The sequence below is a fragment of the Streptomyces sp. NPDC048142 genome, from assembly GCF_043202835.1.
Lineage (GTDB): Bacteria > Actinomycetota > Actinomycetes > Streptomycetales > Streptomycetaceae > Streptomyces.
Genome location: NZ_JBIDBC010000004.1, coordinates 325,256 through 341,062, shown reverse-complemented (window position 1 = coordinate 341,062; position 15,807 = coordinate 325,256). Strand labels below are relative to the sequence as shown.

General features: G+C 70.1%; 18 protein-coding genes. All 18 read left to right on the top strand.

Annotation, left to right across the window (positions count from 1 at the left end; genetic code table 11):
* Positions 1-23 precede the first annotated feature (23 nt).
* The 18 genes from ACGF2Y_RS08435 (at position 24) to ACGF2Y_RS08350 (ending at position 15,633) form a co-directional block, all read left to right on the top strand.
* On the top strand, positions 24-542 hold the full coding sequence (locus ACGF2Y_RS08435) for an ATP-binding protein (protein WP_392944175.1): 519 nt from the start codon (positions 24-26) through the stop codon (positions 540-542).
* Positions 500-1,108, top strand: coding sequence for a hypothetical protein (locus ACGF2Y_RS08430; RefSeq protein WP_392944173.1), 609 nt, complete (start codon positions 500-502; stop codon positions 1,106-1,108). Before ACGF2Y_RS08435 ends, ACGF2Y_RS08430 begins: the two co-directional genes overlap by 43 nt.
* Positions 1,109-1,238: 130 nt before the next feature.
* Positions 1,239-1,493: a hypothetical protein gene (locus ACGF2Y_RS08425; RefSeq protein ID WP_200717937.1), complete on the top strand. Its 255-nt coding sequence runs from the start codon at positions 1,239-1,241 to the stop codon at positions 1,491-1,493.
* Positions 1,494-1,587: 94 nt separating this feature from the next.
* Entirely contained in the window at positions 1,588-2,070 is a 483-nt protein-coding gene (locus tag ACGF2Y_RS08420) for a DUF6082 family protein (protein ID WP_392944171.1), read from the top strand.
* A gap of 31 nt (positions 2,071-2,101) precedes the next feature.
* Entirely contained in the window at positions 2,102-2,794 is a 693-nt protein-coding gene (locus ACGF2Y_RS08415; RefSeq protein ID WP_392944169.1) for an HAD family hydrolase, read from the top strand.
* Positions 2,791-4,638, top strand: coding sequence for a hypothetical protein (locus ACGF2Y_RS08410; RefSeq protein ID WP_392944167.1), 1,848 nt, complete (start codon positions 2,791-2,793; stop codon positions 4,636-4,638). Before ACGF2Y_RS08415 ends, ACGF2Y_RS08410 begins: the two co-directional genes overlap by 4 nt.
* Positions 4,635-5,585, top strand: coding sequence for a thymidylate synthase (locus ACGF2Y_RS08405; RefSeq protein ID WP_392944165.1), 951 nt, complete (start codon positions 4,635-4,637; stop codon positions 5,583-5,585). Before ACGF2Y_RS08410 ends, ACGF2Y_RS08405 begins: the two co-directional genes overlap by 4 nt.
* Before the next feature lie 8 nt (positions 5,586-5,593).
* Positions 5,594-7,312 carry a carbamoyltransferase gene (locus tag ACGF2Y_RS08400; RefSeq protein ID WP_392944163.1) on the top strand — a complete coding sequence of 573 codons (1,719 nt, stop codon included), beginning with the start codon at positions 5,594-5,596 and terminating at the stop codon, positions 7,310-7,312.
* Positions 7,309-8,361 (top strand): hypothetical protein, encoded by a 1,053-nt coding sequence (locus ACGF2Y_RS08395; RefSeq protein WP_392944161.1) that lies wholly within the window; start codon positions 7,309-7,311, stop codon positions 8,359-8,361. The genes ACGF2Y_RS08400 and ACGF2Y_RS08395 overlap by 4 nt, the downstream gene beginning before the upstream one ends.
* Positions 8,362-8,457: 96 nt before the next feature.
* Entirely contained in the window at positions 8,458-8,967 is a 510-nt protein-coding gene (locus ACGF2Y_RS08390; protein ID WP_033949339.1) for a topology modulation protein, read from the top strand.
* A 31-nt stretch (positions 8,968-8,998) separates the two neighbouring features.
* Positions 8,999-9,850: a class I SAM-dependent methyltransferase gene (locus ACGF2Y_RS08385; RefSeq protein ID WP_392944159.1), complete on the top strand. Its 852-nt coding sequence runs from the start codon at positions 8,999-9,001 to the stop codon at positions 9,848-9,850.
* A complete protein-coding gene (locus tag ACGF2Y_RS08380) occupies positions 9,847-10,605 on the top strand; it encodes a phosphotransferase (protein WP_392944157.1) in 759 nt (252 codons plus the stop codon). The genes ACGF2Y_RS08385 and ACGF2Y_RS08380 overlap by 4 nt, the downstream gene beginning before the upstream one ends.
* Complete coding sequence (locus ACGF2Y_RS08375) at positions 10,602-11,258, top strand: histidine phosphatase family protein (protein WP_392944156.1); 657 nt, start codon at positions 10,602-10,604, stop codon at positions 11,256-11,258. The genes ACGF2Y_RS08380 and ACGF2Y_RS08375 overlap by 4 nt, the downstream gene beginning before the upstream one ends.
* The gene (locus ACGF2Y_RS08370) at positions 11,255-12,091 is read left to right on the top strand and encodes an aminoglycoside phosphotransferase (RefSeq protein WP_392944154.1); all 837 of its coding nucleotides are present in this window, start codon (positions 11,255-11,257) and stop codon (positions 12,089-12,091) included. Before ACGF2Y_RS08375 ends, ACGF2Y_RS08370 begins: the two co-directional genes overlap by 4 nt.
* 35 nt (positions 12,092-12,126) lie before the next feature.
* Positions 12,127-13,125: an NAD-dependent epimerase/dehydratase family protein gene (locus ACGF2Y_RS08365; RefSeq protein WP_392944152.1), complete on the top strand. Its 999-nt coding sequence runs from the start codon at positions 12,127-12,129 to the stop codon at positions 13,123-13,125.
* A 31-nt stretch (positions 13,126-13,156) separates the two neighbouring features.
* A complete protein-coding gene (locus ACGF2Y_RS08360; protein WP_392944150.1) occupies positions 13,157-14,278 on the top strand; it encodes an adenosylhomocysteinase in 1,122 nt (373 codons plus the stop codon).
* Positions 14,275-14,835, top strand: a complete 561-nt coding sequence (locus ACGF2Y_RS08355) for an NUDIX hydrolase (RefSeq protein WP_392944148.1) — start codon at positions 14,275-14,277, stop codon at positions 14,833-14,835. Before ACGF2Y_RS08360 ends, ACGF2Y_RS08355 begins: the two co-directional genes overlap by 4 nt.
* A 33-nt stretch (positions 14,836-14,868) precedes the next feature.
* A complete protein-coding gene (locus ACGF2Y_RS08350) occupies positions 14,869-15,633 on the top strand; it encodes a 3-deoxy-manno-octulosonate cytidylyltransferase (protein WP_392944146.1) in 765 nt (254 codons plus the stop codon).
* Positions 15,634-15,807: the final 174 nt, after the last annotated feature.

The window sequence follows — 15,807 nt, the reverse complement described above, 5'->3', positions numbered from 1 at the left end:
CGCAGCCACGGTGCGATGTGCTCATGACCACGCACCGGACAGCAACGTCGCCCCGACCTCGGGGCGACGACGGTGGCGCCCACGCCGTCGGCGCCTCGACCGCTCGGTGTCCACTGGCCTCTCACGTCTTCGAGATGGCCATGGAGCCGGTAGATGTGCACGTCGCTCAAGCGCGACGAACGACGGCCACCGTGCTGAAGCACTGGTCGTTGCCGGAGACGCCGGCAGAGGACGCCCGGCTGGTCGTCTCGGAGTTGGTGTCCAACGCGATCATCCACGGTTCCGGGGACGTCCGACTGCGACTGCGACACGACGAGCACGAGCTTCGAATCCGAGTCACCGACGACAGCACGGCACCGGCGAGGCGACGACGTGCAAGCGCCGCCGGCCTCGGCGGTCGAGGGCTGCACCTTGTCGCCTGCTTGTCGCTTCGGTGGGGCGTCGCGGACGGCGGCCGGACGACGTACGCGGTCATCCCCACTCTTACGGAGGCACCCCCATGTCGCCGCACAACGCAGTCAAGCACGGAGCCGACGTGTTGAGCCTCGCCGCTTTTGATCGGGGGCGAGAGAAGCACACGGGCGGTGGGGCGCCGACCGCTGGCCGTGACTACCCGAGCTGGTTTCGCACCTCTGCCCCGGTGAAGCGCCAGTCCCGAGCTGGCCAACTCCGAGCCTTACGCCAGCACTTCTACCGTCAGGCCGTCGGCGCGCAGGCCGATCAGCCGCTGCGCGTGCTGGCGTACAGCCTGGTACCGAGTCCGAGGGTCCGACCTGACGAGGACTGGGGGACGCTACAGGCTGAGGCCGACCAGCTCGGTTACGCGATCGCCGCCCGGCTCCACGATGTGGCGGTCCCGGTCACCACGACGTACTTCCCGGCATCCAGTGCGAGCCAGGGCGTCTACACGCCGCCTTGGGATCGACCTGGTTGGCGGGAAGTCGAGCGGCAGCTCCGAGAGGGCTTGGCCGACGGCGTGCTCGTCCTCGACCGGCACAACATCAGCTCCGATGACGACGAGTACCACGCCGTGATCAAACACCTGGGCGAGCACTGCCGGGCGTTTCTCCACCTCGTGATCTCCGAGGAGCCCGTCGCGCCGACTTGAAGGCGTCCGCTGCGCTGGATGGACAGGAAGGGCTGGGGCTGGCGGCAGATCAGCGCCCAGATCGCCCTGATCGTCACCGTGAGCGTCGTGCTCGTCTTCACCTTCAAATACACCTGACCGAGGGCTGACCATGACTTTCGAGGGACACATCGATCGTGCACCGCGCCTCCTGCCGCACCGCGAGCAGGGCGAAGCGCTCCTCGCCATCAGGGAGGCTGCCCCTTCGGCACCCAGCGAAGAGGGGATCGACCTCTTCGCCGTGCCCGCTGGTGAGGTTCAGGGGCGTGGCTTCGACCTCTCGCGCTTTCACCGGCTCGCGCGCCTGCCGGCCGTGCCGGACGGATCGACCTCGCCTTCGGCTGACGGCCCGCCGGACGCGGCCTGACTCTCCTCAAGCGAGCACGACGGCGACCACCACTGCCCCGGATGCCGCCGCCGGTTGCCGCACCGCCCCATCCATCCCCGAGTAAAGGTCGCAGATGAACCGTCCCGTTCTCGCTCTGGCCACCACCATCGCCCTCGCGTCCGCGGTGCACATCGCCCAGCGTCGCCAGCAGCACCGCCAGTCCCTGGAGTTGGCAGTGCACCAGGCCCACGGCCGCATGCTCGAAGTCGCCACCATGCACCCGGACTTGGACCCGATCTGGGTGCGCAACCACCCCGATCACGTCAAGGACGACGAATCGGGTCCGCTCCTGATGTGCCAGTGGTGGCTTGAGTTCTGGCGCACCGGCCTCAATCTCAGGGTGTTCACCCCCGCCATCCTGCGGCAGAACGCGCGGAACTTCATGCAGGACCCGACGGCCCTCAAGGCGTGGGCCCTGACCCGCCACGGGCGTGCTCTGCAGTCCCGAGGGCGATGGGACCGCTTGCACGTGGCGCTGCTCGACGCGGCGTTCGAGGAGGCCGGCGGTCCGGCCCAGTACCCCGAGCTGGAACTTGCCCCGGCTTCGGCCCTCTGAGGCACGACGACACCCTGACGAGAGGACGATCATGACCGTTCCCGCTTGCGGATCGCCACCCGCTCCGGCCGCGCCGAGCGACCACGGGTCGCGCGCACTTCTCCTCGACCTCGACGGGGTCCTCCTCGACACGCGTCCCGTGATGCGGAGGGCGTGGCAGAGGGTCCAGGAGGTCCATGGCATCGCGCTCCCGTTCCGTGACTACGAGCGCCACCTGGGTCGTGAGTTCGGGGACATCATGGAGCGCCTGGGCGTGACCGATGCCGAGGCGGTCCGTAGGACCTACGAGGCGGAGTCCGTGGCCACCGCGCACCTCGCGGAGGAGTTCGCCGGCATCGTCGAGACGCTCCACGCCTTCGTCGCCGCCGACTGGCGGCTGGGCGTCGTGACGTCCAAGCACGTCGACCGGGCGGCCCCGCTCCTCGCGCGCCTCGGGTGTCCCTTCGCGACCATCCGCACGCCCGCCGGCGCGGGCCGAACGAAGCCGGCCCCGGACCCGCTCCTCCTGGCACTGGTCGACCTGGGAGTCGACCCCGCCTCCGCCGTCTACGTGGGTGACATGGCGGTCGACCAGGAGTCGGCCGCACGCGCCGGCGTCCCTTATGTGCACGCTGGGTGGGGCTACGGGCAGCCGACGGCTCCCGCCCCGGAGACGGTCTCGTCCCCCAGGGAACTGCTGAGCCTCCTCCCCGCCAAGCAGCTCGTCGAGGGGAGCACGGTGTGAGCCCCCGCACCACTGGTGGCCTCGGTCTGGTCCGCTCCTCCAACGTCGGGAAGCCGACGTGGACTCTCGTCGGAACCGGCGCCCTGGCGCACGCGCGAACCGACCACATCCACACGACGGAGCTTGATGCGACGGCCGTCGACAAGCAGTTACTGCGCTCCGGCGTCGAAGACGTCATGGAGGCCGTCGACCGCTACAGCGCCAAGTGGGCCGCCACCCCGGGCGGAGCCGACTGGCTCCACGTTCAGCACGTCCCCGTGCGACGCTTCGTCGCCGAGATCGTGCGCAAGCTCCTGGCCCTGAACTCCTGGGCACCGTTCGCCTCCGCCCCAGGGCCCCTGATCCTGGCCCCCTACGAAGGTCTCGTGGGACTGCGTTCGAGCAGCTCGCGGGAGTACCTGGCCTACACCGTGACATGGTCCGGCGTCGCGTACGTGCTCGGTGCTGCGGCACCGCACAACCCGACCCGCTCCGCCCAGCTCCGGAACCGCGCCCGGACGAGTACGGCGAACACGGAGCCGAGGCCGCTCCCCTCGGATCTCGGACGGCAGGACGTTCTGGCGCTGTCGTGGACCTCCCGCCATGCCGCCACGCTGACCCCCGTTCTCGCCGAGCTGGCGCGAGGCGGGCAGAGGAGCCTCCTGCTCGACCTCGCCACTGATGCCGCCGAGCGATGCAGCTCGGGACCGGCAATGGGTTTCGAGCTGCGAGCGGCTCCGAGCGACCTCTTCACCGTCTCCGGCACCGCCGAGGGCCTCCACCGCCCCGACGACGAGCACGTCGTTCAAGTGGAAGGCCACGGCATCCAACTTGCACGGCTTGTAAGGCTCTTGTCCGTTCTTTTGGAGACCAGCGGGGGCTGCACCCAACCGTCGTGGCGGACGGTGGTGCGGGCGGAGAGCTGGCTCGACGACATCCTGTCGACCACCCGGCCGCACACCGTCCTGCTGAGCAACGACACCAGCCCACTGGGCGTGCTGGCCGCGCACGCCGCCGAGCGGCACGGAGCGAACTCGGTGCACGTCCAGCACGGGGCGTGGACGCCGGAATCGGTCGCCTGGCCGGCCCTGCACAGCCGCGACATCATCGTCATGGGCGAGCGGGACCTTGCCCTGGGCCGAGGGTGGGCGCGCCACCTCGAGGCCGAGGTGCACGTCCTCGGGCAGCCCCGCTTCGACGTCCTCACCAGCCTGAGCCGCCAGACACAACGGCGGTACCTGGAGAACCTGCTCGCTCCGGGGGGCCGACGCGCGCCGATCCGGATCGCGGTGTGGGCCTGCCAGCCCTTCAACCCCGATCACCTCAAGTCCCACGCGGACCTCCTCCTGGACGGGCTCGCCGAGGCGGACGGCGACTGGGGGCTCGTCATCGCTCCACACCCGGCGCAGGGAGCCGACGCCTTCACCGCTCTGGTGAAGCGGGACGCCGGGCCGCCCATCGCGGTGGTCGATCCCCGAGTCGGAGCCCAAGGCTGCCTCGCCGGCGCGAACGTCCTGGCGAGCGCGTACTCGACGTGCGGGATCGAAGCCGCGCTGCTCGGCATCCCGGTCCTCGAGATCGGCCCGCCGGGCGAACGCACCCTGGGCCTGACCAGTCACGGACTGGCGACCCGGTGCGAGGCCGCCGGTGAGGTCGCCGAAGCACTCTCCGGCTTGCGCGCGGGCCCTGCGCCGATCCCGCGGGCGGCCTTGGACGCGGTCTGCCGGTGGCGCGGCGACAGCGCCACTCGGATCGCCCGGCTCATCACCGACCGCGCCACCTCCGGCCCGAGGGCCGACGACTCCACCCACCACCATCCGGGCGCCGCTGCGTCGCCCAAGGACGAAGGAGCATCCGTCCGATGACATCCCTCACGGCCGACAGCATCGCCGAGCTGTTCTCCGGCGCCGTCACGCTGGCCAAGTCCGGCGAGAAGATCAGCCCCCGGGGCATGGCCACCCACGAAGTCCGCGATGTGCACCTGCTGCTCACCCAGCCGCGTGCCCGCCTGCTCTACGCCCCGCCCGCCCGCATCGTGAATCCGGCGTTCGCCGTCGCCGAGACGGTCTGGCACCTGTCCGGCTCCGACGCCCCGTGGATCTTCGACTACAACAACCGGCTGCGCCAGTTCGCCGACGAAGGCGTCCTCCTGGGCGCGTATGGCCCCAGGATGCGGAACTGGGCAGGCAAGGTCGACCAGCTCGCCCGCGTCGTCGAGATCCTCCAGGCCGACCCCGACTCCCGGCGCGCCCTGATCCAGCTCTACGACCCGGCCCAGGACGCCGCAGGGCACAAGGACGTGCCATGCACCCTTGGGTTCCGGTTCCACCTGCGCGCCGGCCGCCTGCACATGGCGACCATGATGCGCGGCCAGGACGTATGGATCGGCATGCCGTACGACGTGTTCTTCTACACCGTGCTGCACGAGCTGGTCGCCGGATGGCTCGACGCCGAACTCGGCGAGTTTCACCTACACATCGGCTCGCTGCACATCTACGACGAGCACATCGAACAGGCCGACACGCTCACCTCGCTCCCGGCAAGCGGGATCATGCCCGACCTGCAAACACCCTGGAACGCCTTCGACGGCCTGCTCGACCAGGTCGAGGCCCGTGACGTGACCGGCCACCCCGGCTGGGACGCGATGGCCGAGACGCTGCGCAGCTACCGGTTGTGGAAGGACGGCAAGCGCGAGCAGGCGTGGCGGGCGGCCGACACGATCGACGGGCCCCTCGGCCAAGCCCTCACCGCCTGGTACGGAGAGCTGGAGCGGCGCTCGACCAATCGCGCCGCGACGGCAGGGGCAAGGTGACCGCCGCCATGAAGCGCACCCCCTCCGTCGTCCTCGGCCTGTGCTCGTACACCCACGACTCCTCGGCCGCCCTTCTCGTCGACGGTGAACTCGTCGGCTTCGTCGAGGAGGAACGCCTCTCCGAGCAGAAGCACACCAAGCTCTACCCGGCTCGCGCCGTGGGCTGGCTCCTCGACCAGGCCAAGCTGAGCGCCAGCGACGTGGACGCCGTCGCTTACAACTTCCAGCCCGCCCGCTACCTCGCCGAGTCGCTCGTCGCCCTGCGCATGGCGCTCTCGTCGGCCACACGCGACCGCAGCCTGGCTCGCGCCCACGGGTTCGCCAAGGTCGCCCTGCGCACCCGGCGGCGGCTGCGCGTCCTCGGCAGCCAGTTCCCCTCGGCCCGCGTCACATCGGTCCTGCACCACCGAGCCCACCAGCTCACGGCCTACGCCGCCTCCGGCTGGGACGAAGCGGCCGTACTCGTCGTCGACAGCCTCGGCGAGCGGCAGACCACCACGATCGCCCACGGCCACGGCGTTCAGCACCCCCGCGTCCAGACCCTGGAAGCGATCAACGACCCGGCCTCCCTCGGTTACGTGTACGGCGCCGTCACCGAGCACCTGGGCTGGCGCCGGGGCGACGAAGAAGGCACCGTCATGGCGCTGGCCGCCCTCGGTGACCCCGCCCGCTTCCGCCACCTGTTCAGCACGGCCGTCCGCACGACGGCCACGGGCTTCCGCATCCACCCCGGCTACTTCCCGGCGCGCACCCTCACCTCGGGATACCCGAGGACATCCCGGCGGTTCGTCGCCGAGACCTGCCCTGAGCGGCACCCGAGCGAACCGCTCACCGACGTCCACCGAGACCTGGCGGCTGCCCTCCAGGAGCGGACCGAGCAGGTGATGGTCCACCTGGCCCGCCGCGCCAGAGTGCTCACCGGCTCCCGGCGCCTGTGCGTGGGCGGCGGCGTCGCCACGAACTGCGTGAGCATCGGGAAGATCATCGAAGCTGGCATCTTCGACGAGGTGTTCGTCCCGCCGGCACCGGGGGACGCCGGAACTGCGATCGGGGCCGCCCTCGCCGCGCACGTCGACGCGCGCACGCCTCGCCCGGTCGCCGGCATCGCCCGCCACTGTTACCTCGGCCCCTCCTACGAGGACCAGCCCCTCGACCTGACCCCCTGGCCCGGCCTCCGCCAGAAGACCCTCGGCATCGAGACCGCCGAGTTCCTCGCCGACCAGCTCGCCCACGGCATGATCGCCGGACTCTTCCAGGGAAGGGTTGAAGCCGGGCCGCGGGCCCTGGGTAACCGCTCGATCCTCGCCTCCCCGCTGGAGCCCGGCGTCGTCCAGCGGCTCAACGCCACCGTGAAGTTCCGCGAGCCGTTCCGGCCCTTCGCCCCCATGGTCCCGGCCGAGCGCGCCGCCGAGTTCTTCACCCTCGGCCAGCAGGCCCCGTACATGTCCATGGCCTCCGGGGTGACGGACCTGACGCGCGAGCGGGTACCGGCCATCGTGCACGCCAACGGCACCTCCCGCCTGCAGACCGTCACCCGGTCGCAGAACCCGTTCATGCACGCGGTGCTGACCGCCTTCGGTCGCCGGACCGGCATCCCCGTGCTGATCAACACCTCCCTCAACGTCAAGGGCAAGCCGATCTGCGGGACACCCGAGATGGCCCTGGACTGCCTGGCCAACTCTGGCCTCGACGCCCTGCTCCTCGAAGGGCGGTGGATCACGAAATGAAGATCGGGTACAGCTTCTGGGGCTTCCTCGGCAACGGCGTCACCGACACCCCCGACGGAGGCCGCAGCCACCGCCGCCCCTTCATCGACGCCCTCATTGCCCGCGGTCACGAGATCGTCTTCCTCCAGCCCGACCGCGACCGCCTTGAAGCCGGTGACGACCTCGGCGGCCCGTACACCTTCGACGACGGCTTGCCCGGCATCGACGCCCTGTTCCTGGAGTGGCGCTGGGCCATCCCCGGCCGCAACACCACCGTGTGCGGCAGCGAGGGGCACACCTGCGACCTCCACCGGCAGGCACAGCTCATCAACCACTACACGGTCCGGTCCCAGACGCCCACCGTCATCTGGGACAAGGACCGCACCCTGCGCGCCGAGAGCGTGTGGCGCCGTACGGCCCACACCCGCGTCTGCGAGGCCGCGCTCGCCCCGACGCTCGGCGCGCACTCGCTGCTCTTCCCCGTCGCCGAGGACCTCCTCGCCAAGGCTGATCCCCTCACCCTGGCGGCGCGGCCCCGGGATCTCGCGCTCGGCTACGTGGGCAACCAGTACGACCGCGATGAGCCCTTCGACCGCTTCTTCGCCCCGGCAGCCGCCCGCGTCGAGCACCTGGTCGCCGGGAAGTGGTCGAAGACCAGCCGCTGGCCGCACGTCCGATTCGCGGGCCGCATCCCGTTCGAGGACGCTGCTGGCGTCTACGGCCGGTCCCTGGCCACGGTGCTCATGTTGCCCGAGCGGTACGCCGCCGTCGGGCAGATGACCCAGCGCATCTTCGAGGCCGTGCTCGCCGGCTGCCTGCCGCTGGCCCCGGCGGACATCCGCTTCGCCGACCGGTTCGTCCCGAAGGAGCTGGTCGTGCGCTCCGGCAGCGACGTGCTCGAACGTCTCTCCTACCTGCGCGAGATCGCCGGCACCGAGCAGCACGCCGCCCTGATCGCCGCGTGCGTGGACCGGCTGCGTCTATTCGGCCTGTGCAAGCAGGTCAACACCCTGGAGTCCGTCCTACACGGCCTCGTCCAGGCCACCGCGACCGAGCGGGGGGTTGCCTGATGCAGACCGCTCGATCGACCACGGCGCGCGGATCCTCCGGGCGCGTCCCGGAGGATGGGCTCGCCGGACACCCGAACCTCTCTACGCTGGAGCACCATGAAAAAGGTCGCCATCGTCGGCTGCGGAGGCAGCGGCAAATCCCACGTGGCCCGCGAACTGGGCAAGATACTCGACGCCCCGGTGACACACCTGGACGCCGCGTTCTACGACGACGAGTGGAACGCGTTGCCGATGGACAAGTTCACCGACGTCCAGCGCGAGCTGGTCGCGCAGCCGCGGTGGGTGATCGACGGCAACTACAACTCGACGCTGCAGGTACGGCTCGAAGCCTGCGACACGGTGGTCCTGATGGACGTGTCGACCGTGGCGGCGCTGTACGGGATCTTCTCCCGGCAGATCCGGCACGGAGCCGGACACAAGGGCAACGGAGTGCACAACCGCATCCACTGGGGCGTGATCAAGTACGTCGCCACGTACCGGCGCAAGATGCGCCCCCGCGTGATGGCGAAGATCGAGGAGTTCGGCTCTGGCACCGACGTAGTGCTGCTGGCCAACCGGCGTCAGACGCGCCGCTGGCTGCGGAAGGTCGCCGCCGAGCAGTCCTGACCGGCCCGCGCCCCCGGCCAGGGGGTGCGGCATGAACGAGCCCAACCCGTTCCTGGACCCCGCCCGACAGTCGGAGCTGTACGGACACGCCTCTCGGCTGGCCGGGCGCACCAGTGCCCTGATGCGTGCCAAGACCACCGGCCACCCGGTGCCCGAGACGATCGTCAGCCTGGTGCAGACCCATCACGCCCGGCCCGACCGGCTCGGCGTGGTGCTCGACATCGGCTGCGGTCGTGGCACGAGCAGCCGCGTCATCGCCGAGCAGCTCCGGCCCGAGCGCCTCGTGGGGCTGGACGCCGCCCCCTCCCTGCTCGCCCAGGCCCGCGAGCGCGCCAAGGACCTGCCCGACAGCACGGTGGACTTCGTCGAAGGCGACTTCCACGACCTCCCTCTGCCCGACGGGTCGAGCGACATCGTCGTCGCGGCGTTCTGCCTCTACCACTCGCCGCGCCCCCAGGACGTCGTCGGACAGATCGCCAGGGTCCTCGCCCCCGGTGGTGTGGCCGTGCTCGTCACCAAGGGCCTCGACAGCTACCGGGAGATGGACCAGCTGGTCGCCGCCGCCGGCCTCGATCCGCGGGCCGCCCAGCACGAAAGCCTCTACACCGCAGCCCACAGCGGCAACCTCGCCGACGTGGCCGCCTCCTCGCTCGACGTGATCGCCGTCCTGGACGAGGAGCACGTCTTCACCTTCGACGGCCACGACCACACGGCGCAGTACCTGGCCACCAACCCCAAGTACGACCTGGCGCCCGGCCTGTACGGCAACCCCGGTGCCCTGGCGGCGACCCTGCACGAGTTCCTTCCCGACCAGCCGCTGACCACCCTGTCCCGGATCACCTTCGTCGTCGCCCAGCCGAAGGAGGGAGGAGAGCCGGCATGAGCCCCGCCTCGTTCACCAAGCACTACGCGGAACCGGAGCGCGCGGCGGGGGCGGTGCGCCACTACCGGTGGCTCACCGCGCACGCCAAGCCGCTGCGGCAGCCGGCCCTCCACACTGCCGGACCGCGGTTCCTGACGTTCGAACGGATCGAGGGCCGCCCCGTACGTCCCGAGGACCTCCCGCGCGTGGCGGAACTACTCGGCCACGCCCACGGTGCCGCCTGGGCCAGCGACCTGCACTCCGCCTCGCTGGACACCCCGCACCTCTTCGAGGACGGCACGCTGTTTGACGACTACCTCGGTCCCCGGAAGGTCGCTCTACGGCGACGCCACGAGCAGGGCTACCTGCCCAACAAGACGGCCCTGCAAGCGATGCTCGGCCTGCTGCAGGCGACCGCTGAGGGCCCGTGCGTCTTCTACAAGGACAGCAACCCGCGAAACTTCATCATCACCGCGCAAGACATCGTCGCCGTCGACACCGACGACCTCTCCCTCGCCCCGCTGGGCTACGACCTCGCCAAGCTCGTCGCGACGCTCCACCTGACCTACGGGCCGCTCACGGACCAAGCCGTCACTACCGCCCTGCTCGCGTACAACGCGGCAGCCCGACGCTACGACGCCCGGCTGGGCACGACGGACCGGGGCCAGCTCGACAGCTTCCTGGGCCTGCACGCCGTGCTCACCGCCCCGTACGTCGGCCGCAACGGTTACCACTACAGCTTGCCCCTCCGTTTCACGCACCGAGGAGCCTCATGATCACCACCGAACTCGTCTTCGTCCGGCACGGCCAGGCCCAGTGCAACGCCGACGGCCTGGTCGGGGGCCCGCGCACCTGCACCGGCCTGACCAACCTCGGGTACGCCCAAGCCGAACAGGCCGCACGCCGCCTGGCCACCGAGCACCTGAAGAAGCCCTTCGACGTCATCTACACCGGCCCGCGGATCCGCCTCGTCCAGACCGGCGAGATCATCGCCCAGACGCTCCAGATCCCCGTGCTCCACGACGAGCGACTCGACGGCCCGGTCCACGGCGACGCCGACGGCCAGCCCTGGGACGCGGTGAAGACGGCCGCCGACGGCGGGCCGCACGCCCACCCCGACACGCCCTGGGCCAACGGCTCCGACACCTGGAACGGGTTCCTGAAGCGCGCTAGCAGGAACCTGAGCCAGCTCATCGAGGAGAACCACGGCAAGCGCGTTATCTTCGCCGCCCACGGGGAGGCGGTGATCACCGCACACACCCTGCTGCTCGGCATCCCGATCGGCTCGCCCGCCGGATTCACCCACAACCACGCCTCGATCACCCGCTGGCAGCACCACCGAAACCGCCTGGGCCAGAACCGCTGGATGCTCGACCGGCACAACGACACCGAGCACCTCAGCCTCCTCACGCCGGAGCCGACCCCGTGATCGCGACCTCGCGCGACCCCCGGATACAACTGGCGCACCAGCTCCTCGGCACAGTCGACATCGCTGCGGACCCCGCGCTCCCGCCCCGCGTCGTACGCCTGGTGGCCGGTGACGGGCGTCAGTACATCGCGAAGCAGCACGCGGAGCGAGACCGGTACGCCGGAGAACTCCACGCCTACGGGGCGTGGGTCACCCATCTGAGCGGCCATGCACCGGTGTTGGTCGGCCGGGATGATGCCACCCGCATCCTGCTGCTCACCGCACTCGCAGGTGACCGGGCGGACGCCTTCGCTCCGGGCTCGCCGGAGGAGGAGCTGGCCCACCACGAGGCCGGGCACGTGCTGGGCAAGCTGCACCGAGCCACGGCCATGCCCCAGGGCGGTGCCGTCGGCGCCTCACTCGCCGAGCGGTTCCAGGGGTGGATAGACCGGGCCGTCCACGCCGATCTGCTCGACGCGGCCGAGGAGAGCCTGCTGAAGCACCACGCGGTCATCCTGGGCACCAGCCACATGGACAGCGCGATCTGCCACCTCGACTACCAGCCGCGCAACTGGCTGCTCGGCGACACCTTCGGCATCTACGACTTCGAGCACATGCGACGCGACGCAAGGGTCCGCGACTTCGCCCGGCTCGAATTCCGACGCTGGCAGGCCGCCCCCCACCTCCGCACCGCCTTCTTCGACGGCTACGGACGCTCACCCAACGACCTCGAACGACGCCTCCTGGAGTCCTTCGGCGCCATCGAGGCGGCCACAGCCCTGGTCAAGGGCCACCAGGAGGACGACGCCGCGCTCAGTGCGCACGGCAGAACCGTCCTGTCGCGGCTCGCCTGACCAGCCCCTTAGACGACACCACTCTGGAGATCTCCGTGCCACAGCACGAGCAGCCCCCGACCAACGCTTCCCCCCGACGGGCCGTGGTGACCGGCTCCGCCGGATTCATCGGCTCCCACCTCGCCCACGCCCTCGTCCAGGCCGGCACCACCGTTATTGGCGTGGACCGCCGAGACCCGTCTACCGACCCGACGGCCGCCGCCAACCTCGCCGCGCTGCGGGGTCGCCCGGGATACCACCACGTCACGGCCGACCTCCTCCACTGCGCGATCGACCCGCTCCTGATCGACGCCGACGCCGTCTTCCACCTCGCCGGCATCCCCGGCGTACGGCCCTCGTGGGGACCGCAGTTCGGCGACTACCTCGCGTCCAACGTGCTGGCCACCCACCGCGTCCTCGAAGCCTCCACCCGGATCGGCGTATCCCGACTCGTCGTAGCCTCCTCCTCCAGCGTCTACGGCCCGACCGACGGCGAAGCGAGTCGCGAGACCGACCGCCCCAACCCCGCTTCCCCGTACGCCGTGACCAAGCTGGCCGAGGAGCAGCTCTGTCTCGCCTACGCCGAGCGCCCCGTCGGCCCCAGCGTGGTCGCCCTGCGGTACTTCACCGTCTACGGCCCCCGGCAGCGTGCCGACATGTTCACCCACCGCGCCCTGTACGCCGCCCTGACCGGACAACCCCTGCGCCTTTACGGAGACGGTCACCAGCGCCGCGACTTCACCTACATCGACGACGTGGTCGCAGCCACGATCGCCGCCGGCACCGTCCCGAACGCGCACGGCACCATCAACGTCGGCGGTGGCTCGAGCGCGTCCCTGCTGGACGTGATCAACATCGCCAACAGCCTCACCGGCCGCGAGATCCAGCTCCATCAGGACCACGTGCGCAACGGGGACGTCCTCCTCACGCGTGCCGACCCCGGCCGTGCGGGAGAGGTCCTCGGCTGGCAGCCGCGCGTCGACCTCCACAGCGGACTGCGCGCTCACATGCAGGCGCTGGCCTCCCCGGTGCCGGACTACAGCCGTGCCGCCTAGGCGCACCCGTCGGATCACGAGAGGAGTGCTCATGGAGACCCCCGAGCGAGCGCGGCTGGACGCCTTCTTCCGAAGGATCACCGCGCAGTTCCCCGCTGGCCAGGCGATCACGACGCTGGTCATCACGCACCTGCTCCAGGAACGACCTGCGTTCTTGCGCGCCATGACCGCGGTGTCCACTATCGGCGCCGTCCTCCCCAAGCCCCGGTCGATCCACCAGCCGACCCTCGACACCGTCCGCCGCACCCTGCCGGTCCACGACCTGACCCGGGAGCGGTTCACCGACGAGACCCAGGCCCTGCACTATCTGGAGGACACGGCCGGCGGCCAAGACGTCGTCCTGGTCGACATCGGCGGGTACTTCGCGCCCAGCCTCGACACCCTCGTGAACAAGTTCTCCGGCCGCATCCTCGGCGTCGTTGAGGACACCGAGAACGGGTACCAGCGGTACGCGGCCCTCGGCTCGCTCCCGTGCCCGGTCGTGTCCGTGGCCCGCTCACCGCTCAAGGACTGCGAGGACCACCTCGTCGGCCGATCCATCGTGTTCTCTACCGACGCCCTCGTCCGCGCCCGCGGGGACATCCTCACGAGCCGCAGCGCCTGCGTAATCGGCTTCGGCAAGATCGGTCGCTCGATTGCGCAGACCTTGCGTGCCCAGGACCTGCGCGTCACCGTGTACGACAACGACGCGGTCAAGCGGGTACAGGCGCACGCCCTTGGCTTCCACACCAGCGCGTCCACCACCGAGGCCGTCCACAACGCGGATCTCGTCCTGTGCGCCACCGGCAATCTCGCCCTCCGGCACGACGATTTCGCCGCCCTGCGCAACGGCGCGTACCTCGGATCGGTGACCTCCTCCGAGGACGAACTCGAACTGGGCAGCCTCGACGACCTATACGAACGTCAGCCCGTCGGACCCCAGTTGACCCGGTACGAGGTCACCGGCCACTACTTCTACGTTCTCGCCGACGGCGGTGCCGTCAACTTCGTGCACGGCGCCGCCGTCGGCACCTACATCCACCTCGTCCAGGCCGAGATACTCGCCGCCACCGCCGCACTCAGCCACGCGCGGCTCCAGCCCGGACTGCACGAGATGCCGGCGGCCGACCGCGACAACATCGCCAGAACCTGGCTCCGCCACTTCGAAAGGTGACCTCGTTGCCACCCTCCACCGGACACGTCCGTGCCGTCACCGAGGCGTACCTCGCCCGCCACCCGGAAGAGCGCGCCTCCCTGGCGATGCTGTTCGACGTACTCGCTGGCGCGGACGATCCCACCAGCCGCAAGACCTTCCCCGCCCACGTGACCTGCAGCGCCATCGTCATCAACGGTGAACGGCACGTGCTCCACATCCTGCACAAGGCGTCCGGGAAACTCCTGGCGCCCGGCGGGCACAACGAACCGTCCGACCAGCGCCTGCGCGACGCCGCCCTGCGCGAACTGCACGAGGAGGCCGGCATCCCGCCGAGCGCCGTGGTTCCCCTCGTCGGCCACGAGGAGATTCCCCTCGACATCGACGTGCACGCGATCGACGCGAACCCGTCGAAGAACGAGCCGGCCCACCATCACGTGGACTTCCGCTGGGCCTTCCAACTCGCGACCGATCACGCGGTGACGCTGCAGGAGGAGGAGGTCGACGGCTACCAGTGGCGGTCGTTCGCGACCACTTCCTCACCCACCGTCCGCGCCAAGCTCACCCAGCTCACCTGAAGCCTGTCCGAACCCAACCACCAGGAGGACGCCGTGGCCGCCACCACAGCCCGCCAGACCGACGCCCAACGGCGCCGGCACATCGCCGTCATACCGTGCCGCTGGGGTGCCTCCCGCTTCCCCGGCAAACCACTCGCCCTCCTCGGCGACAAGCCGCTGCTCTGGCACGTCCACCAGCGCTGCCTGGAAGCCAAACGCCTTGACGGGGCCATCGTCGCCACGGACGACGAGCGCATCGAAGCGGCGTGCCGCGAACTCGGCATCGACTGCATCCGCACCGGGGAACACCTAACCGGCACCGACCGCGTCGCAGAGGTCGCCGAACGCCTCCCGGCCGACGGATACATCAACGTCCAGGGCGACGAGCCATTCATCTCGCCGACCGCCATCAACGACGTCTCCGAGGCCCTGGAATTCACTCCGCCCGGCACCTTCGCCGTGAACGCCTACACCGAGCTGGTCGACGTCGGCGCCGTCCTGGACCACAACGTCGTCAAGGTCGTCGTCACGGCCCGCAGTGAGGCCCTCATGTTCTCGCGCCAGCCCATCCCGTACCCCAGGGGCGACCGGCCGAAGTACCTGCGCCAACTGGGCCTCTACGGCTTCACCGGCGAGGCTCTCCAGCACTTCCGGCGGCTCCAGCAGGGGCCCCTGGAGCGTGCCGAGGGAGTGGAGATGCTGCGCTTCGTCGAACACGGCCACGCCGTGCGGATGGTGCCCGTCCTGGACGACGGAGTGGCAGTAGACACCCCCGAGGATCTAGCGCGAGCCGAGCGCCTCCTCGACCAGCACCACTGAGACATCCGCACGAACGCAACCCTTCCTGTTGGACGACTCGTTGCATTTCTCGGCCGTCAACTAGGTTATTTGGGCGACGGGTTAGCGAAGGTCCTCGGGTCTTCTGGAAAACGGCGCTCGGCGAGAAACAGAGTGCATCCCGAGAGTGCGCCCAAAGCCATTTCAAGATCAATA